The 19,783-nt window shown below is 71.0% G+C and carries 17 protein-coding genes; 15 read left to right on the forward strand and 2 right to left on the reverse strand.

Annotated features, from left to right (window positions below; translation table 11 throughout):
* Window positions 1-206: 206 nt before the first annotated feature.
* From NBW84_RS06960 to NBW84_RS06995, 8 genes are all read left to right on the forward strand, one after another.
* On the forward strand, window positions 207-467 hold the full coding sequence (locus NBW84_RS06960; RefSeq protein WP_250282802.1) for a hypothetical protein: 261 nt from the start codon (window positions 207-209) through the stop codon (window positions 465-467).
* Window positions 464-553 carry a K(+)-transporting ATPase subunit F gene (gene kdpF, locus NBW84_RS06965; RefSeq protein WP_250282804.1) on the forward strand — a complete coding sequence of 30 codons (90 nt, stop codon included), beginning with the start codon at window positions 464-466 and terminating at the stop codon, window positions 551-553. The genes NBW84_RS06960 and kdpF overlap by 4 nt, the downstream gene beginning before the upstream one ends.
* A 129-nt stretch (window positions 554-682) precedes the next feature.
* Window positions 683-2,344, forward strand: a complete 1,662-nt coding sequence (kdpA, locus tag NBW84_RS06970; RefSeq protein WP_250282806.1) for a potassium-transporting ATPase subunit KdpA — start codon at window positions 683-685, stop codon at window positions 2,342-2,344.
* A 1-nt stretch (window position 2,345) separates the two neighbouring features.
* A complete protein-coding gene (kdpB, locus tag NBW84_RS06975; protein WP_250282808.1) occupies window positions 2,346-4,622 on the forward strand; it encodes a potassium-transporting ATPase subunit KdpB in 2,277 nt (758 codons plus the stop codon).
* Window positions 4,623-4,627: 5 nt separating this feature from the next.
* Entirely contained in the window at window positions 4,628-5,527 is a 900-nt protein-coding gene (locus tag NBW84_RS06980; RefSeq protein WP_250282811.1) for a potassium-transporting ATPase subunit C, read from the forward strand.
* Window positions 5,528-5,710: 183 nt separating this feature from the next.
* Window positions 5,711-6,424 carry a response regulator gene (locus NBW84_RS06985; protein ID WP_250282813.1) on the forward strand — a complete coding sequence of 238 codons (714 nt, stop codon included), beginning with the start codon at window positions 5,711-5,713 and terminating at the stop codon, window positions 6,422-6,424.
* A 239-nt stretch (window positions 6,425-6,663) separates the two neighbouring features.
* On the forward strand, window positions 6,664-7,818 hold the full coding sequence (locus NBW84_RS06990) for an aromatic ring-hydroxylating oxygenase subunit alpha (protein WP_250282815.1): 1,155 nt from the start codon (window positions 6,664-6,666) through the stop codon (window positions 7,816-7,818).
* 13 nt (window positions 7,819-7,831) lie between these two features.
* Window positions 7,832-8,026 (forward strand): ferredoxin, encoded by a 195-nt coding sequence (locus NBW84_RS06995; RefSeq protein WP_250282816.1) that lies wholly within the window; start codon window positions 7,832-7,834, stop codon window positions 8,024-8,026.
* Between the two features lie 333 nt (window positions 8,027-8,359).
* On the opposite strand, the gene NBW84_RS07000 is transcribed toward NBW84_RS06995, so the two are convergent.
* Complete coding sequence (locus NBW84_RS07000; RefSeq protein WP_250282818.1) at window positions 8,360-9,496, reverse strand: acyl-CoA dehydrogenase family protein; 1,137 nt, start codon at window positions 9,494-9,496, stop codon at window positions 8,360-8,362.
* A 166-nt stretch (window positions 9,497-9,662) separates the two neighbouring features.
* On the opposite strand from NBW84_RS07000, the gene NBW84_RS07005 reads away from it, so the two are divergent.
* From NBW84_RS07005 to NBW84_RS07025, 5 genes are all read left to right on the forward strand, one after another.
* Window positions 9,663-10,880: a CaiB/BaiF CoA transferase family protein gene (locus NBW84_RS07005; RefSeq protein ID WP_250282820.1), complete on the forward strand. Its 1,218-nt coding sequence runs from the start codon at window positions 9,663-9,665 to the stop codon at window positions 10,878-10,880.
* A complete protein-coding gene (locus NBW84_RS07010; RefSeq protein WP_250282822.1) occupies window positions 10,877-12,787 on the forward strand; it encodes an AMP-binding protein in 1,911 nt (636 codons plus the stop codon). The genes NBW84_RS07005 and NBW84_RS07010 overlap by 4 nt, the downstream gene beginning before the upstream one ends.
* Window positions 12,784-13,977 (forward strand): FAD-dependent oxidoreductase, encoded by a 1,194-nt coding sequence (locus tag NBW84_RS07015; protein WP_250282824.1) that lies wholly within the window; start codon window positions 12,784-12,786, stop codon window positions 13,975-13,977. The genes NBW84_RS07010 and NBW84_RS07015 overlap by 4 nt, the downstream gene beginning before the upstream one ends.
* Window positions 13,974-14,426: a nuclear transport factor 2 family protein gene (locus tag NBW84_RS07020; RefSeq protein WP_250282826.1), complete on the forward strand. Its 453-nt coding sequence runs from the start codon at window positions 13,974-13,976 to the stop codon at window positions 14,424-14,426. The genes NBW84_RS07015 and NBW84_RS07020 overlap by 4 nt, the downstream gene beginning before the upstream one ends.
* Window positions 14,427-14,975: 549 nt before the next feature.
* A complete protein-coding gene (locus NBW84_RS07025; protein WP_250282828.1) occupies window positions 14,976-15,608 on the forward strand; it encodes a TetR/AcrR family transcriptional regulator in 633 nt (210 codons plus the stop codon).
* 15 nt (window positions 15,609-15,623) lie between these two features.
* Here the strand turns inward: NBW84_RS07025 and NBW84_RS07030 are convergent, their stop codons facing one another.
* Window positions 15,624-17,186 (reverse strand): AMP-binding protein, encoded by a 1,563-nt coding sequence (locus NBW84_RS07030; RefSeq protein ID WP_250282830.1) that lies wholly within the window; start codon window positions 17,184-17,186, stop codon window positions 15,624-15,626.
* 112 nt (window positions 17,187-17,298) lie between these two features.
* On the opposite strand from NBW84_RS07030, the gene NBW84_RS07035 reads away from it, so the two are divergent.
* Complete coding sequence (locus tag NBW84_RS07035; RefSeq protein ID WP_250282832.1) at window positions 17,299-18,459, forward strand: PucR family transcriptional regulator; 1,161 nt, start codon at window positions 17,299-17,301, stop codon at window positions 18,457-18,459.
* 75 nt (window positions 18,460-18,534) lie between these two features.
* Window positions 18,535-19,617: an amidohydrolase family protein gene (locus tag NBW84_RS07040; protein ID WP_250282834.1), complete on the forward strand. Its 1,083-nt coding sequence runs from the start codon at window positions 18,535-18,537 to the stop codon at window positions 19,615-19,617.
* Window positions 19,618-19,783: the final 166 nt, after the last annotated feature.

Raw genomic sequence — 19,783 nt, forward strand, 5'->3', positions numbered from 1 at the left:
CTCTGCCGTATTCGGCGTCACCAGGGCGTCAACGCCGCTGGTGGCCGGCTCCCGCGGGGTCGATGCTGCCGATGCGGCAATACGGCAATCGGCGCGATCCGGGGAGTTCATGGTGCCAGCGCTCGTGGGTGACAGCCCGGGTATCCGGCGTGCCGCGCCTGTTCCCGGGACGTCCCGGTCAGGGGCCGCGGCGAAACCCGGCACCGGTGCCACCATCGGCGCCCGGACACCCGGACACCCGGATTCCCGGATGCCGGATTCCCGGGCGCCGGGTATCCGGCATCCGGACGGCCGGGCATGATGGGGTTGCCGTCACCCCAGGGGAGCGCTGTAGCCCGTCGGTCCCCCACGGTGGCAGCGGGACGTGGCAGAAGGAGCAGCCGGTGCGTGACCTGGTTTTCGCCGTCCTGATCATCGTGATATTCGCGGTGCTGGGGCTCGTCGTACGAGGGGTGGAACGGCTGTGACCGCCGAGAACCTGACCGGGCTCGTCCTGGCGGCCGCCCTGGTGGTCTTCCTCGTGGTCGCCCTGCTTTTCCCGGAGAAATTCTGATTTTCCTGGAACAGTTCTGACCTGCCGGACCAGCGACACGCTACGGCCTGCCCGGCCACGGACCGCACGACCGCTGCCGCGGTCGTGTTTCCCCCGGGCCCGGGCTCCCGGTCGACAAGGGGTCACTGAATGAACACCACGACGGCGGGAGCCGTTTTCGCCGCCTCGCTCGCCATCGCCCTCGGCCTGACCTACCGGCCATTCGGCGACTATATGGCCCGGGTATACACCTCCAAGCGTCACCTGCGGGCCGAAAAAATGATTTACCGGCTGGTCGGTGTCGATCCGGACACGGACCAGCGATGGAGCGTCCACCTGCGCGCCGTACTCGCGTTCTCGTGCGTGTCAGTGCTCTTCCTGTACGTTCTCCTCCGCCTGCAGGGCCGGCTGCCGCTCAGCCTCGGTTTCGGCGGGATGGCGCCAGGCCAGGCGTTCGACACCGCGGCCAGCTTCGTCACGAACACCAACTGGCAGTCCTATGCCGGCGAGTCGACGCTCGGATATCTCGTGCAGATGGCGGGTCTCGCGGTGCAGAACTTCACCAGCGCCGCGGTCGGCATCTCGGTGGCGATCGCCCTGGTCCGCGGGTTCGCCCGCAACCGTACCGACCGGCTCGGCAACTTCTGGGTGGACCTGGTCCGCACCGTCGTCCGCATTCTGCTGCCGATCTCCGTCATCGGCGCGGTCGTCCTGGTCGCCGGCGGTGTCGTGCAGAACTTCCACGACGTCCGGACGGTGTCGGCCATCGCCGGCTCCAGCCAGGCCATAACCGGCGGCCCGGTGGCCAGCCAGGAGATCATCAAGGAGCTCGGCACCAACGGCGGCGGTTTCTACAACGCCAACTCCGCCCACCCGTTCGAGAATCCGACGGTCTGGACCAACTGGCTACAGGTCTATCTGCTGCTGGCGATCCCGTTCGCGCTGCCGAGAGCTTTCGGGAAAATGGTCGGCGATACCCGCCAGGGTCTGGCGATCGTCTCGGCCATGGCCGTTCTGGCGATAACCGGGATATTTCTTGCCAACGGTTTCCAACTGGCTCACCACGGCACGGTCCCGACCGCTGTCGGGGCCGCGACCGAAGGCGTCGAAACCCGTTTCGGGGTGTCGGGATCGGCCACCTTCGCGGCCGCCACCACGCTGACGTCCACGGGTGCGGTGAACTCCGCGCACGACTCCTACACCAGTCTCGGCGGCGCCGTCCTGCTGCTGAACATGATGCTCGGGGAGATCGCCCCGGGCGGCGCCGGATCGGGGCTCTACGGAATGCTGGTCGTCGCCGTGCTCGCGGTGTTCGTCGGCGGTCTGATGATCGGGCGGACGCCCGAGTACCTGGGCAAGAAAATCGCCGCCCGGGAGGTGAAGTTCGCCGCGCTCTACATTCTCACCACGCCGGTGCTGGCCCTCGGCGTCACGGCGGCGGCCATGGCGCTGCCCGGTGAACGGGCGAACATGCTGGGCTCCGGCGCGCACGGGCTGTCCGAGGTGCTGTACGCGGCCACCTCGGCGGCGAACAACAACGGCTCGGCGTTCGCCGGCCTCACGGTGAACACGGCCTGGTGGAACACGGTGCTGGGAATCTCCATGCTGCTCGCCCGGCTCCTGCCGGTCGTGTTCGTCCTGGGCCTGGCCGGCAGCCTCGCCCGGCAGAGGACAGCCCCTGCGTCGAGCGGGACACTGCCCACCCACCGGCCGTTGTTCGTCGGCCTCGTCACCGGTGTCGCGTTCGTCGTCGTCGCACTGACCTACTTCCCGGCCCTCGCCCTCGGGCCGTTCGCGGAAGGCCTGCACTGACATGCCCACGACCGCCGTACGCGGCACCCCCGCCGGACCAGCGGGCGGCCCCGGCTCCGCCCGCCCGCCCCGGCGGGCCTCCGGTGGCCTGCTCGACCCACGGATGCTGCTGCGCTCCACCCCGCAGGCGCTGCGGAAACTGAGCCCGGCCACCCTGTGGCGCAACCCGGTGATGCTCATCGTCGAGATCGGCGCCGCGTTCACCACCGTGCTCGCGGCCCTGGACCCCACCGTGTTCGCCTGGCTGATCGTCGGCTGGCTGTGGCTGACCGTGCTGTTCGCCAACCTCGCCGAGGCCGTCGCCGAAGGACGCGGGAAGGCGCAGGCCGCCGCGCTGCGCAGGGCCAAGACCGACACGATCGCCCGCCGGCTCGTCGGCTGGGCGCCCGGCCGGCCCGTCGAGACGGCCCGGACCGAGCCGGTGCCCGCGCCGGCCCTGCTCAAGGGCGACCGTGTGGTGGTGGACGCCGGCGAGTTGATCCCCGGTGACGGCGACGTCATCGAGGGCATCGCGAGCGTGGACGAGTCCGCCATCACCGGCGAGTCCGCGCCGGTGATCCGTGAGTCCGGGGGCGACCGGTCCGCGGTGACCGGCGGCACCCGGGTGCTGTCGGACCGGATCATCGTCGAGATCACGCAGCGGCCCGGGGAGAGCTTCATCGACCGGATGATCGGCCTGGTGGAGGGCGCGAACCGGCAGAAGACCCCGAACGAGGTCGCGCTGAACATCCTGCTGGCCTCGCTGACCATCATCTTCCTGCTCGCGGTCGTGAGCCTCCAGCCGCTGGCGGTCTTCTCCCGGGCCCAGCGGCCCGGCATCCCCGACAGCGCCGCCCTGGGCGCCGACGGCATCCCCGGGATCGTGCTGGCGGCACTGGTCGTCTGCCTGATCCCCACCACGATCGGCGCGCTGCTGTCGGCGATCGGCATCGCCGGCATGGACCGGCTGGTGCAGCGCAACGTGCTCGCGATGAGCGGTCGCGCAGTCGAGGCGGCCGGCGACGTCGACACCCTGCTGCTGGACAAGACCGGCACCATCACCCTTGGTAACCGCGAGGCGCGGGCGTTCATCCCGGTCGGAGGCGTGGACGAACGCGAGCTCGCCGACGCCGCGCAGCTGTCCTCGCTCGCGGACGAGACCCCGGAGGGACGCTCGATCGTCGTCTTCGCCAAGACCACCTACGGCCTGCGGGAGCGCACCGCCGGCGAGCTGCCCACCGCGACCTTCGTCGCGTTCACCGCGCAGACCCGGATGTCCGGTGTCGACCTGGCCCCGCCCGGGCCCCGCGGCGGCGAAGACCGGCGGGACAGCGGCCCCGGCGAAGCCGGCGAAGCCGGCGACGGCCTGCACACCGGTGGCGGCCGGCAGATCCGCAAGGGGTCGGCCAGCGCGGTGCTGGCCTGGGTCCGGGAGAACGGCGGGAGCGCACCGCCCGACACCGGCCAGGTGGTGGACGGCATCTCCGCCTCCGGCGGGACACCGCTGGTCGTCGCGGAGGTGGTCATCACCAGCGGTGTGGACGGTGGCCGGAGCGCCCGCGTCCTGGGCGTGGTCCAGCTCAAGGACATCGTGAAGGCGGGCATGCGGGAACGCTTCGACGAGATGCGCAGCATGGGCATCCGCACCATCATGATCACCGGTGACAACCCGCTGACCGCGCGGACCATCGCCGAGGAGGCCGGGGTGGACGACTTCCTCGCCGAGGCGACCCCCCAGGACAAGCTCGACCTGATCAGGCGGGAGCAGGCCGGCGGCAAGCTCGTCGCGATGACCGGGGACGGCACCAACGACGCCCCCGCGCTCGCCCAGGCCGACGTCGGCGTCGCCATGAACACCGGCACGTCGGCCGCGAAGGAGGCCGGCAACATGGTCGACCTCGACAGCAACCCGACGAAGCTCATCGAGATCGTCGAGATCGGCAAGCAGCTGCTCATCACCCGCGGCGCCCTGACGACGTTCTCGATCGCCAACGACGTCGCCAAATATTTCGCGATCATCCCGGCGCTGTTCGCCGCGGTGTATCCCGGGCTGGAGACGTTCAACCTCATGCGGCTGCACAGCCCGCAGTCGGCGATCCTGTCCGCGGTCGTCTTCAACGCGCTGGTCATCATCGCGCTGATCCCGCTCGCCCTGCGCGGCGTCCGCTACACACCTGGCAACGCCACGGCGATGCTGCGGCGCAACCTCTGCGTCTACGGCCTCGGCGGCCTGGTCGTCCCGTTCGTCGGGATCAAACTCATCGATCTGGCCGTCCAGTTCCTCCCCGGAATCCGGTGATCGTCATGGCCTCCCCGCGCCTGCCCGGCCCCGTCCGCCACCTCCTCGCCGCGCTGCGCATGCTGCTGGTGCTCACCGTGCTCGTCGGCATCGCGTATCCCCTGGCCGTCACCGCGATCGCCCAGCTGCCCGGGCTGCGCCACCAGGCGGACGGCTCGCTCGTCCGGGCCGCCGACGGCACGGTCGTCGGCTCGTCGCGGATCGGCCAGCCGTTCACCGACGCCGCCGGCCGCCCGATCCCGACCTACTTCCAGCCCCGGCCGTCCGCCGCCGGGGCCGGCTACGACCCGACCGCGACCGCCGCGTCCAACCTGGGCCCCGAGGACGTCGTCGACACGTTCGACGATCCTGCCACGCCCGGTGACGAGAGCCGGCGCAGCCTGCTCACCACCGTGTGCGGCCGCAGCAGGGCCGTCGGGCAGCTCGAGGGCGTCGACGGACGGCGCCCGTACTGCACCCCGGACGGTGCCGGCGCCGTGCTGGCGGTGTTCCACCGTGATCCGGGCCCCGCCGGGCCGGTCGTGCGGGTCGTCAGCGTGAACGAGCAGTGCCCGGCGCGACCGTTCGTCACCACCTACGAGGGCGTGCGGGTCGAGTGCGCGGCGCCCGGCGGCGACTACGCGGCGGGCCGGCGCGTCCTCGTCCCCGGACCGGGCCGCGGCCGGGACAACCCGGTGCCACCGGACGCAGTGACCGCCTCCGCCAGCGGCCTGGACCCGGACATCTCCCCCGCCTACGCCTACCTTCAGGTGAACCGGGTCGCGGGCGCCCGCGGGCTGCCCCCGGCAGCGGTCCGCCGGCTGGTCGAGGAGCATGTGCGCGGCCGTGCGCTCGGTTTCCTCGGCGAGCCCAGGGTCAACGTCGTCGCGCTCAACCTCGCCCTGGACAGGCTCGGCGCGGGCTGACGGAGACTTGCACTGCCCAGGGAACCTCCGCGGAGGCGTCACCATGTTGCTGGCACCGGTCCCGGCAGTGGCAGGACCACCGCTTCTGACACCGGTGGTCCTGCCGCTGTCACCGCCGTCACCGCCGTCGTTCCGGTCGCCGCGGGGCGCCCCGCCCGACACCCGCTCGTGGGACGGCGCGGCATGACCCGCGTCCTGATCGTCGACGACGACACCCAGATCCTGCGCGCGTTGCGGATCACTCTGCACGCCCGGGGGTACGAGGTCCTGACCGCGACGTCGGGACAGCACGCGCTCGCCGCCACCACCTCCGGACAGCCCGACATCATCCTGCTCGACCTGGGCCTGCCCGACATGGACGGGACCGAGGTCATCCACGCCCTGCGCAGCCGGACCGCGACGCCCGTCATCGTCCTGTCCGGCCGTGCCGGCAGCAGCGACAAGGTCGGCGCGCTCGACGCGGGCGCCGACGACTACGTCACCAAGCCCTTCCGCGTCGACGAGCTCCTCGCCCGGCTACGAGCGGTAGCCAGACGAACCCTGAGCACGACAGAGGCCCCGCTGACGACGATCGGCGACTACACGATCGACCTGACCGCCCGACAGGTCACCAGACTGGCAGGCCAGCGGCGTGACCACGGTGACCAGCCCGACGGCCCGGTCACCGTCCGCCTCAGCCCGACCGAATGGCACCTGCTCGAAGTCCTGGTGCGCAACCCCGGGAAACTGCTCACCCACCGCCAGCTCCTTCCCCGCACCGGCGGCCCCTCCCCGAAGGAACACAGCCACTACCTGCGCGAGTACATGGGACGGCTGCGCCGCAAGCTGGAGCCGAACCCGGCACGCCCCCGCCATTTCATCACCGAGCCCGGCATGGGCTACCGCTTCCAGCCATGACCAGCGCGGTTCCCGCCGCGGCCAGCATGACCCCGACCGGCACCGGCCCGGCCGCGTGGACCAGGGCAGCCCGCCATGTCGCGGGACACGCCATACGCCACGCGCGGAACCGGTTTGACACCCACTACACACGGCCCTACTTTGAAACAAATGATTGTTTACTTACCTGAGCCCGCATCCGGCCCGCGGCATCGGCAACCGGGCCAGCCAGTGGGGACGCCGACGAGAGGGGCACTCGCATGACCCAGTCCATCCCGGCGGCCGGGCTCGCCCCGGCCGGGCTCATCCCTGTCGGGCCTGCCCCTGTCGGGCCTGCTCTGAGCGAACCGCAGTACCCCCTCGCCCCATCCGCGGTCAACGCCTCGGTGTACACAGACCCGGCGCGCTATCAGCGGGAACTCGACCGGATCCTGTCCCACGCCTGGTTCCCGGTGTTTCCGTCCGCCGATGTGCCCAAGCCGCGCGACCACGTCGTCTGGAGCCAGCTCGGGCAGTCAGTGGTGATCATCCGGCTTGACGACGGCTCGCTGTCGGCCTGGCACAACGTCTGCCAGCACCGCGGCGCGCTTCTCGTCGCGGGTGCCGGGCGCTGCTCCACCGGCCGGTTCACCTGCCCGTGGCACGGCTTCGTCTACGATCTTGAAGGCAACGTCCGGCAGGTGCCGCTGCGTGAGTCGTTCGACCCGGCACAGCTGGCCGGGCTGCGGGCGCCGGCGGTCAGGGTGCTCGAGTGGTCGGGCTGGATCTGGCTGACGCTCTCCGACACGGTCCCCGACCTGCTGGAGTACCTCGGCACGATCGGCGAGGAGCTTGCCGGCTACCAGCTCGACCGGTTCGACACCCGCTTCCGCGCGTCGGTCACGCTCACCGCGAACTGGAAGATCGTCGTCGACGCGTTCAACGAGACCTGGCATGTCCCGTTCACGCACAAGTCGACCCTCTCCGGGCTGGTCCTGTGGCGCGACGCCAGCCTGAAGATCGCCTCACCGCACTCCTGGATGACACTGCCGATCCGCGGGTTCACCGACAGGGTCTCCGACAGCGACCATCGGCAGACCCATCTGTGCCACTACCTCGCGTTCCCGAACACGATCTTCAGCTGCTTCCCCAACCACCTGCAGATGTGGACCGCCTGGCCGGTCGCCCCGGACAGGACCGTCCTCAACGCCTACCAGCTCGTCGGGCCCACCCCGGACGGCCTGAGCGAGGCGAAGTGGGAGCAGCACAACGAGCGGGACTGGAAACACTTTCTCGACGTCCTCGCGGAGGACTCCGAGGTCATCAACAACTTCGCGGCGCTGGCCCGGTCGAAGGGGTTCCGCCGGAACATCTTCAACACCGCCGAAAGCAGGCTGACCGCCTTTCACGACGAAGTCGCCAGTCGCATTCGTTGACCAGGAGAAAGAAATGATCACAATCAGAGTCGACCGGGACGTCTGCCAGGGCTACGGCAACTGCGTCCTCGCGGATCCGGAGATCTTCGACGTGGACGACGACGGCCTGGTGGTGCTGTCGCAGGCCACCGTCGCCGGCGAGCGGCTGCCCGCTGTCCGCCGCGCGGAGTACGACTGCCCGAGCAAGGCCATTCACTTCACCGAATAGGCCGGCGGCCGTGGCGCCACGGCTGCCGGCAGCGGACGGTTGAGAGCCCGGCCGGGATCTCCTGGCCGGACTCTCAACCGTCCGCTGTTTTCCGTGGCCTCGGGGCACCGCCACCCACCGCTTCTCCCGAAGGACAGCCGCTTCTCCCGACAGGACAGCCGCTTCTCCCGGTGGACGGCTGCTTCTTCCGGCCGGGCGGCAGGATGCGGGGACGCGGGCGTGGCCACCCTCGAGACGGCCCTGGCCGGACCGGTGTCACCGGTCCGGCCACCTGCATGACGCCTGTTGCCCACTGGGCGTACGAAGGATCCGAACTCGTACGAGGGACCCGGGTCAGAGCCCCATCTCCTTGGCGATGATGCTGCGCTGGATCTCGCTCGCGCCGCCGCCGACCATCGCGTGCTTGGCCTCGCGGAAGTAGCGCTCCATGTCGAACTCCGGCAGCTGCGCGTATCCACCCAGCGCCTGCATGCCGTTGAACGAGGTCCTGAAGGCGACGTCGGCGGCGAACACCTTCGCCATCGACACCTCTTTCAGGGCGCGCTCACCGCGCGCCATCTTCGTCGCGGCGTTGTAGACCAGCAGCCGCGCGGCCTCCACCTCGCACTCGTTCTCGGCCATCCGGTGCTTGAGGACCTGGAACGACGACAGCGGCCGGCCGAACTGGGTGCGGTTCCTGGTATAGGTGACGGTGTCGTCGAGCGCCGTGCGGGCGTTGCCCACGTAGGAGGCCGCCAGGCTCAGGCGCTCGTACTCCAGGTGCTCACCGATGTAGCCCCAGCCGCTGTTCACCTCGCCGATCAAGTTTCCGGCGGGGACGCGGACATCCGTGAAGAAGATCTCCGTGGTGCCGAGGCTACGGCGGACGATCGTGTTCAGCTTGCGTATGTCGACGCCGGGCGCGGTGTTCGGCACCAGGATCAGGCTGAGGCCCCGGTGCCGCTCCGGGCTGGTGCGCGCGAGCACGGTGATGACCGTGTCCGGCAGGTGCGCCCCGGAGCAGAAGACCTTGTTCCCGTTGAGGACCCAGTGGTCGTTGTCGAGGACGGCCCGTGTCTGCACCGCCGCCGCGTCCGAGCCGGCCCCCGGTTCGGTGATCGAGACGCTGAACTTCGTCCTGCCGGCGAGGAAGCCCGGCAGGTACTGCTCGCGCTGCTCGGCCGTGCCGTGGTTGGCGATGTTCGTCGCGGTGAACATGGAGGTCATCACGCACGCGGCGAAGTCGAGGCTGAACTTCGCCATGGCCTCGCAGAAGATCGCGTACATCACCGGGTCGGCGTCGAGCCCGCCCTGCTCCTCGGGGATGAGCAGGCCCAGCCAGCCCCTGTCCGCGATCTTCTGGTAGGCCTCGTCGGGAAACTCCCGGGACTCGTCGTGCTTGCGGATGTACTCCCGTCCTACCTCGCGCTCCATGAACGTGTGCAGCGTGTCCCTCCACAGCCGCTGCTCCTCGGTGAATCTGAAGTCCATCCCTGCGCCCTCCGTCAGCACCGCGGGTCCGTATCTGTCCGTTGACCACGTTAATCGACCATGCTAGAAAAAAACAAGTGATTGTTTTTGAATCCTGACCTGGGCGATCGACACAGTCACCAGCCCGCCACAGGCATTGGAGACGCCCCATGACCGGTGTGCTCACATGACACTCGACCAGACCTACCGCGGCCTGCGGGTACTCGACCTCAGCGAGAACATCGCGGGCCCGCTCGCCTGTCTGATCCTTGCCGATCTCGGTGCCGACGTCGTCAAGGTCGAACGTCCGGGCAGCGGGGAGGCCACCCGCGGCCTGCCGCCGCGGTGGGGGCCGGAGAGCACGGTGTTCCTCACCGTGAACCGCAACAAACGCAGCGTCGCCCTGGACATCGCCACCCCGGCCGGCCGCGACGCGGTGCTGCGCATCGCGGCCGGCACCGACGTCGTCGTCGAGTCGTTCCGGCCCGGGGCCGCGGACCGGCTCGGGCTCGGCTTCGACGACTTCCGCCGGGTCAGCCCCCGCGTCGTGCACTGCTCGATCAGCGCCTTCGGCGAGGGCCCGCTCGGGCACGACCGTCCCGGATACGACGCGATCGTGCAGGCCTTCACCGGCATCATGGAGATGACCGGTGACGCCGACGGCCGCCCGGCCCGCGCCGCGCCGTCCGTCGTGGACGTCTCCACCGGCCTCTGGGCGATCACGGCGATCCAGGCCGCGCTCGCCCGTCGCACCGGCGGGAGCGAGGCCCAGCGGCTGGAGACCGCCCTGGTCGACAGCGGCTTCTTCCTGCTCTGCCACCAGGTCATGGGATTCCTCGGAACCGGCGAGTTCCCCGGCCGCCTCGGCTCGGCCGCCCCGAGCACCGCTCCCTACCAGGCCTTCCGCACCGCGGACGGCGCGATCATGATTGCCGCCGCGACGGACCGGCTGTTCGAGCGGCTCTGCGCGGCCCTCGACCTTCCCGAGCTCCGGGCCGACCCCCGGTTCCGCACCGTCGCCGACCGGGTGCGCGCGCGCGACGCGCTGACGGCCGCCATCGAAGAGCGGCTGGGCACCGCGTCATCCGAGCACTGGCTCGGACGGATCTCCGCCGTCGGCGTCCCGGCGGGGCCGGTCAACGACCTGGCCGCCGCCCTGGCCCATCCGGTCACCCGCGAGCGCGCCCTCGTCCGCGATGCGGAGCCCCTCGGCGACACGCTGCGCGCAAGCGGGCTCAGACAGCTCCGGCTGCCGATCGACACCGACGGCTCGTGCGCGATGCGCGAACCGCCCGCGCTCGGCCAGCACACCGCGGAGGTACTCGCCGAGGCCGGCATGACCCCCGCCGAGATCCTCGGTCTCGTCCCGAACCCGATGACGGAAGCGACGGTGTCACCACTATGACCGGCTCGACCACGACCGGCTCGGCCGCAACCAGCTCGGCCGCAACCAGTTCAGCCGCAACCAGCTCGGCCGCCAGGACCGGCTCGGCCGCCGCCCGGCGTCGTGAGGCTCTGGAGGCACGCTATCCCCGCTGGGTGCCCCGCACGACCGCCCAGCTTCTCGATCTCTTAGCCGCCGAGCGTCCCCATCGGCCGCTCGTTCTCGGTGACGCCAGGTCCTACAGCTACGGCGACATCGCCGACTGGTCGGGGCGGCTGGCCGCCGGGCTGATGGCGCTCGGGGTACGGCCGGGCGATCACGTCGCCGTGGACATGGCGAACCTGCCCGAGGTCGTGGCCCTGAAGTTCGCGGTGGCCCGGGTCGGGGCGGTGTCGGTATCGATCAACTTCCGGCTGCGGCACGAGGAGCTCAGCTACGTGCTGCGCCAGTCCGACAGCGTCGTCCTGATCACGATGGACCGCTTCCGCGAGCTGGACTACCTCGACGCCCTGGACCGGATCGCCCCGGGCTGGGAGACGGAGGCGGGTGGCAGCTCGCTGCCCCGGCTGCGGCACGTGTTCGTGCTCGGAACGGACGGCGGGCCGGCCCGCGGCCGGCCGCTGGGCGAGCTCGTGGAGCTCGGCCGTGGGATCAGCGACGAGGAGGTGCGGTCACGCACCGCGGCGGCCGACCCCGACGCCGTCTCCGACCTGCTGTACACCTCGGGCACCACCGGTGCGGCCAAGGGCGTGATGCTCCAGCACGACGCCGTCCTGCGGACCGCGTACGCCAGCGCCTACACCCGCGCGTTCGGGGACGGCCGGCGGATCCTGTTCGCACTGCCGATCTACCATGTCTTCGGCTACGTCGAGGGCCTGGTCGCGGCGCTGTTCGTCGGCGGGGCGATCTGCCCGCACGCCACGTTCGACGCCCAGCAGACCCTGCGGGACATCGCCCGCCACCGTATCGACGAGCTGATCTGCGTCCCGGCGATGACCAGTCTGGTGCTCGACGCGGCACGGGCCGGCGAGCACGACCTGTCGTCGCTGCGGACGATGTTCTCCTCCGGGGCCGCGCACTGCGCCGGCATGTGGGCCGACATGCTCGAGGTGCTGGGCGTCGAGGAGATCTTCACCGCGTACGGTCAGACCGAGACCACGGCGTCGACGACGTGCACCCGGCCGGGCGATCCTCTCGACCGGCTGGCGAACACGAACGGGACCACCAAACCGGCGGGTGTCGCCGGTGCCGCCGAGCTCGGCGGCACGCTCGCCGTCTACCGGACGGTGCACTCCGAGACCGGTGCGGACATCCCGGCCGGCGAGGTGGGTGAGCTGGTGGTCCGCGGCCCGATCGTCACCCGCGGCTACTACGACAAGCCCGCGGAGACCACGGCGCTGTTCACCCCCGACGGGTGGATGCGCACGGGCGACCTCGGCCGCATCGACGAGCAGGGCTACCTGATACTGACCGGCCGTAAGAAGGAGTCCTACCGCTGCGGCGGGGAGCTGGTGCTGCCCGGCGAGGTGGAACGGGTGCTCACCGACCACCCGGGCGTGGCCGCCGCGCACGTCGTCGGGATCCCGCACGCACGGATGGGCGAGGTCGGGTGCGCCTGGATCGTGCCCGGCCCGGGACGGCCCGCGCCGGACGAGCTTGTCGCCTACTGCGCGAACAGGCTTGCCCGCTTCAAGGTCCCCGACGTGGTGCTGTTCATCGAAGAGGACGAGATCCCGGTGACGGCCACCGGCCGGGTGCAGAAGTTCATGCTCGCGGAGCGGGCGGTGGCCCTGCTGGCCCAGCGGGCGCGGACAGAGCAGGGCACACCGGACGCGCAAACGGGACCAGGCACGCAGGACGCGCGGACGGGACCAGGCACGCAGGCCGTGTCCGGCGCCGCCCGGCCGGCCTCGGTGGGGTCGGCGTGAGCGGCCCGCGGATCGTCATCGCGGGCGGCGGGCTGGCGGCCGTCCGCACCGCCCAGAGCGTGCGTGACCTGGGGCACCGCGGTGAGGTGCGGATTCTCTCCGCCGAGACGGAGGCGCCCTACGACCGCCCCCCGCTGTCCAAGGAGTACCTGCTGGGCACGCTGGCGGACGATGCCATCCGCCTGCTCGGCCCGTCCGGCTACCGTTCGCTGGGGATCGGGCTCGAGCTCGGCCGGCCTGCCGTCGCGCTGGACACCGTGGCTCATACGGTGACCGTCGCCGACGGGACGGTGGTCCCCTACGACCGGCTTGTGATCGCCACCGGCGCCCGGGCCCGGCCGCTGGGCGTCGTCACCGGCCGCGCGGCGGCGTCCGCGCTGCGCACCGCCGCCGACGCCCGCGGGCTCGCGGCCGTACTGCGCGACGGGCGGCGGATCGCGGTGATCGGCGGTGGGTTCATCGGCCTGGAGGTGGCCGCGACGGCGCGCGCGAGAGGCTGCGCGGTGACGGTGGTCGAGGCCCAGCCCGCGCCGCTGCTGGGCACGGTGGGCCCGCTGGTCGCGGGCTGGCTGCGGTCGCGGCACGTGGCGCACGGCGTCGAGTTCCGCTGCGGGGTGACCGTCACCGCCGCGGGAGCCGCGCCGGGCGGCGGCGAACGGCTCGGGCTCGCCGACGGGTCGGTGGTCGACGCGGACGCCGTCGTCGTCGGCGTGGGGGTCGTCCGCGACGTCGGCTGGCTCGCCGAAGCCGGCCTGGAAGTAGCCGACGGCCTCGTGTGCGACCTGGCCGGGCGGACGGGCGCGCCGGACGTGTTCGGCGCGGGAGACGTCGTCTGCCATCGCACCGAGCACGGCCTGGCCCCCGTGGGGCACTGGACCGCCGCGGGGAACAGCGCCCGGCGCGTCGCGCACACGCTGCTCGGCCTGCCGGCTCCGGATCTGCTCGACGACGGGTTCTTCTGGTCGGACCAGCTCGGCCTGCGGCTGCAGTTCGCCGGCCGGGCCGACGCCGGCAGCGAGTTCGTCGTGGTGGCGGGTGACATGGCCACCGACTCGTTCGCCGGGCACTTCCGCGCCGAGGGCCGGATCACCGGCGTGTTCGCCGTCAACAGCCCCCGCCAGTTCCTGCGTAGCCGCAAGGAGCTGCGCGTGGCCCACGCGTCCACCACCGTCAGGGAGGTCCTGCGATGACCGTCACCCACGAGCTCGACGCCGCCGCCCGTCAGGAAATCACCGAGCTGTACGCGCGGTACACGCACGCCTTCGACGACAACAGCCCGCAGGACCTCGCGGACCTGTTCACCGACGACGGGACCTTCGTACGCGACGGCGCCGAGCCGGTGCACGGCCGGGCCGCGCTGGCGGAGCTGGTCCGCGGCGTCGCGGCCCGGGGCGCGGGCGGCCGGCACCTCGTTTCCTCGGTGGTTGTGGAACCTTCGGCCACCGGTGCCTCTGGCAGCGCGTACGTGCAGGTCATAAGCATTGGCGCGGACACGGTGCGACTCGTCGTCATCGGCCGCTACCACGACGAGTTCGCTCGTTCCGAGGGCCGCTGGCGGTTCCGCTCGCGCCGCTTCACGTCGTTCACCGGCGCCGGGCTGGCGGGCGCGACCATCGCGGCCGCCGCGGAAGCGGGCTGACCCGACGCACCCGGCGGCGGGACAGCCCGGCCGCGGGACGGCCCGGCAGCGGAGCCCGCCACCGTCAGCCGAACCAGCGGGCGGTGGCGGGAGGGGTCCGATACAGATCAATCAGAGAAGATCAACAGCTGGGGGCGCACGCGGGCCCGGCGCCTCCGGCTCACCAGCCGGGTGCCCAGCGCGCACGCCGTGCGGCGGATCCGGGCTGACGAGCAGGCGTCCACCCGTAGCGGGCTCACCCGTGGAAGACGGTCAGCCACGTACCGGGACCAGCCCGTTCGACATACAGTAGGGATTACGAAATCACGACGGTCGCCACGAGCGCAACCTGTCGGAGGGGGGATCCTGCCGCCTGTGGCTGTCATCTCTCGTGGGGGGACAGCTTGACGAAACAATTGTTTGTTGAATGGGTCACATCGATCATACCAAATAGCCGTTTTGTTCATCTTGAAAACGGATATTACGGACAAATATTCCAGCCCGTCGGGGATATTGGACCAACGCGACCGTACGATCGGATCTGGATCAGGACTTCGGGGAGGCGCACGGGTGGCTAAGCAGCGGGAACTACGGGTGGCCAGGCAGCGGGAGCGCGGCACTCGAGCGGCCTCCGGACCCGTGTCGGCCGAGCTCATCGAGCGGGAGGCCATCCGCCTGTTCGGCGAGAGGACGTATCCGGTCGTCGGGATGCGGGACATCAGCGACGCGGTCGGGATCCTGCCCGGCAGCCTGTACGTCCACATCAACAGCAAGGAGGACCTGCTGATCAAAATTGTCGAGCAGGGCATCCGGAGCTACCTGGACGCCATCGCGCCGATAGCCGAATCAGAGCATTCCGCAACCATTCGGCTACGAGAAGCGATCACGGCGCACATGCGGGTCCTCGCGGCCGCTCTCGAGCAGACGCGGGTGAGCTTCCACCAGTGGACCTATCTGAGCGCCGAGCACAAAGAACGCGTCATCCTGATGCGGCAGCGCTACGAGGAGCTCTTCAGCAGAATCCTGAACGACGGCATCAGCTCCGGGGAGTTCCGGGACGTCGCCAACCCGCGCGTCTCCGTGCTCGCCCTGATAGGCATGCTCAACTCGGCGACGGAGTGGTACTCCCCCACCGGCCCGCTCAGCCCCGAGGAGCTCAGCGAGGCCCTCGCCGACAACGCTCTGACCGGACTGCGGAAATGACTGCCCGCCGACGCATCACCCCGATCCGGAGAACTGTTCGCGCAGCTGCCGCTTGAGGACCTTGCCGTAGGCGTTGCGAGGGAGCGCCTCTACCCACACCACCCGCTTCGGCACCCGGTAGCCGGCCAGCCTCGTCCGGCAGGCGGCAAGCACCGCGTCGCTGTCACGGCTGTCGTCCGCCGGCACCAGTACGGCGGTCACCGCCTCGCCCCAGATCCGGTGTGGCAGCCCGATCACGGCCGCGTCCTTCACCCCCGGCAGATCGACGAGCACGTCCTCCACCTCACGGGCGTAGACGTTCGACCCGCCGGTTACGATCATGTCCTTCTTCCGGTCGACGATATACAGATAGCCGTCGCCGTCGAGGCAGCCGATGTCGCCGGTGTGCAGCCAGCCGCCGGCCATCGTCCGCTCGGTGTCCGCGGGCCGGCCCCAGTACCCGTTCATGGTCTGGGGAGCGCGCGCCACGATCTCCCCGGCCGTACCGTCGGGCAGGGCCGCTCCCGCGTCGTCGACGATGCGCAGCTCGACCCCGGGAAGCACCCGCCCGGCCGAACGGGCCAGCGGTGAATCAGGATTGTCCAGCGCGTGCAGATGATCCTTCTGGTCGAGAACCGTGAAGAACATCGGCGACTCCATCTGGGCGAACGACTGGATCAGGCGCCCGTCGAAGACCTCCGTCGCCTCCCGCATGGTCTCCGGGCCGATCGGGGAACCGGCGTAGTAGAGCCGGCGCAGCGAGGCCGGAACCGCCCAGCCCGGCGGCCGCGCGTCCAGCAGCATCCTGATCATCGACGGCACCATGAACATCCCGGTGACGCCGTGCTCGGTGAGCAGGCCCAGGGTGCGCCCGGCGTCGTAGGAGTGGCACAGCAGACTGTGGCCGCCGAGCAGCAGCGTGGGCAGGAGCAGGAAGCCCGCCCCGTGGGTCAGGGGGGCGACGTGCAGCGTGACCTCGTCGTCGCCGAGCCCGAGCACCCGCACCGCGGTCCCGGCGATGCTGAGCCAGGAACGGTGGCTGAGGACGACCGCTTTCGGTGAGCCGGTCGTGCCGCTGGTGTACATCAGGCTCGCGGGGTCGTCACCGGCCCGCGCGACCGGCCGCGCAAGCGGCCGCGCGCGGGCGGCCAGCGCCGCGAGCCCGGAATCCGCGCCGTCCCGCGCGTCGGCGTACACGACCGTCAGCCCGGGCAGCCGCGACGGATCCGGGAGCCGGTCGCTGAACTCGCTGGTGGTCACCAGCACCCGGCTGCCCGAGTCGGTCAGCATGTGCAGGTAGTCCGCGCGCGTCAGCCGGACGTTGAGGGGGACGGCGACCAGCCCGCCCGCCGTGGCACCGAGATACGCCTGGACGTACGCGTGGCTGTTGTGGAGCAGCAGCGCGACCCGGTCGCCGGGCCCCAGACCGAGCCCGAGCAGCCCGCCGGCCACCGCGGCGACGCGTCCGGCCACCTGCGCGTAGGTCGACGCGGTGGCACCGGCGGCATCGTCGAGATCGGTCAGGCAGGGCCGGTCGGGGTACCGCCGTGCGGCATCCCAGAGGATCTGGGCCGCCGTGATCTGATCGCCGTCAGCCATACCGATGAGAGTAGGAAACAGGCACGTCCGCGGATACGGAGAATCCATGAGAAGCGGAGGCCAGTATTAGGAGTTCCCTCCAAAGATCTCCTACCAGCTCGAGGTGGTGTAGATGTCCGATGCCAGTGGCAGCCTGCTGGTCACGACCGCGCAGCGGCTTCGCCAGCGCACCGACGACCTGGTCGAACGGCAGCTGGACGCGCTGCGGACGCTGCGTTCCTACGACCGGGTGCCCGACGACGACCTCCGCCGGTCGTGCCGGCGCAACGTCGCCCGGGTCGTCGCGGTCCTCGAGCGGCGCGACCAGCTGCCGCCGGAGATCGAGGAGGACGAGCGGGTCTCCGGCCAGCGCCGGGCGTTACAGGGCATCCCCTCCGAGGACGTCGTCGAGGCGTACCGCAGAGTGCTCAGCGTGCTGCGCGACGCGTTCATCGAGGAGGCGGTGGCGGCCGGGGCCGACCCGTGGGCCGTGCTCACCGGGGCCCGGCGGCTGTGGGACCTCACGGACCGGTTCAGCAGCGTCCTGGTTTCCGCGCGCCAGCAGGTGGAGATCGATGCCGCCCGCCGCGACGAGCGCCACCGGATGGCGTTCCTGCACCGCATCCTCACCGGCGGGGCCGACCCCGCCGAGCTTGTCGAGGGCGGCGCGGTCCACGGCATCCTGCCCGACCGGGAGTACTGGGTGCTGCGCTGCCGGCAGCGCCCGGAAGGGGTGCAGCGGCTGATCCGGCAGCTGGAGCCGGCCGGTACCGGCGTGGGCTTCCGGCCACTGATCACCATGTTCGACGACGACGTGGTGGGGATCAGCGCGATCCGTCCCGTCCCGCACGACGATGCCGTGATCGCGGTTGCCGGGCCGGTGACGCTCACCGGCGTCCCGCAGGCGTTCGCCGAGGCCACCCGAGTGCTCAACGTCGCTGTGCGCTACCGCCGTACCGGCGTCGTGGACAGTTCGTCACTGTCGGTACGGGCCGCGGTCGAGCAGCAGGCCGAACTCGGCGAACAGCTGTTCCGTCGCTACGTCACCCGCCTGAGCGGCCGGAGCGGGAGCGCGTCGGCCGAGATACTCGAGACCGTGCGGACCTACCTGCGCGAACGCCGGTCGGTGGCGGCGGCCGCACGGGCGCTGTCGGTCCACGAAAACACGGTGCGTTACCGGCTGGAGCGATATCAGACGATCACCGGCGCCGACCTCGCCGACACCGACACCCTTGTCGAGGTCTGGTGGGCGCTGGAGTACGCCAGCATCCGGCCGGCGGCCCCGGACGCCTGAGAGCCAGCCTGGTTGACGGGCGGGCAGCACCATGGAAACCTTGTAACAAACAGTTGTTTGTATCGGAGGGCGACGATGATCGACGGAGCCGTCGTGGTGGATGCCGTGGTGCATCCCTACAACCTCGCGCCCGCGAACCAGAACCCCGCGGCCCGCGACCAGCTCGAGGCGGTCTACGCCGCGCACGTCCTCGCGACCGGCCAGAACCGTCCCGAGTACCTGCTCACCCATGACGAGTTCTTCTCCGACTTCCCCTTCGAGGCGATCGCCGACTCGCTGTTCGTCGAGAGCCCGGTCGACCTCGCGGTCATCCACGCGCTGCCCAACCTCGGGTTCGCCCGCGGCCACGTGACCGCGCCCGAACGCGCCGCCGCGTTCCGGGACCGCTACCCCGACCGGTTCCGGCTGTTCGCCACGGTCGACACCCCGATCACCGACGCCGCCATCACCCAGCTGGAACAGCAGGTCACCCGGTTCGGCGTCGACGGGCTGAAGCTGTATCCCGCCTTCTTCTACGACGATGTCGGCAGGGGCTGGCGGCTCGACGACGCCGACTACGCCACCCCGCTGCTGGAGGCCGCCCGCGACCTCGGCATCCGCAACGTCGCGGTGCACAAGGCGCTGTGGCTGCCACCCGCCCCGCGCAGCGCCTTCAGCCTCGACGACCTGGACCTCCCGCTGGAGCGGTTCCCCGACATCAGCTTCCACGTGGTGCACGCGGGCGCGGCCTTCCTCGAGGAGACCGCGACGCTGCTGCGCCGGCACCGCAACCTCTACGCGACCCTCGAGTCCGTGTTCGCCTACGTGGTGGTCAGACCGCTCGTGTTCGCCCGCATCCTCGGCACCCTGCTGCGGGCCTGCGGCGCCGACCAGCTGATGTTCGGCAGCGGCTCCAACCTGTCCCACCCGGCTCCGCTGCTGGCCGCGTTCGACGGTTACGAGCTGCCGGCCGACCTGGTCGCCGAGCACGGCTACCCCCAGCTGACCGCCGAGGACCGCCGCAAGATCCTCGGTGGGAACGCGCTGCGCCTGCTCGGCCTGGACGCCGCCACCGTCGCCAGCCGTGTCGCGGACGACGAGTTCGCCCGCGAGCGCCGGCGCGGCGCGGCCCGCCCCTGGGGCCAGCTGCGCACGGGCGCGACGGCGGTACGGGGATGAGCCACCGGGCAGGGCGCGCGCACCGTCGTCCCCGGAAGAACCGTCGTCCCCTGGAGAACCGTCGTCCCCGGAAGAACAGCCGTCCTCCGCGGAACGGCCGTCCGCGGAACGGGAACGGCGGCGCGGCGCGCGGCCGGCGGAGCGGATCGGGGAGCGCATGAACCGC

The sequence above is a fragment of the Protofrankia sp. CiP1_Cm_nod2 genome, from assembly GCF_920664355.1.
GTDB lineage: Bacteria > Actinomycetota > Actinomycetes > Frankiales > Frankiaceae > Protofrankia.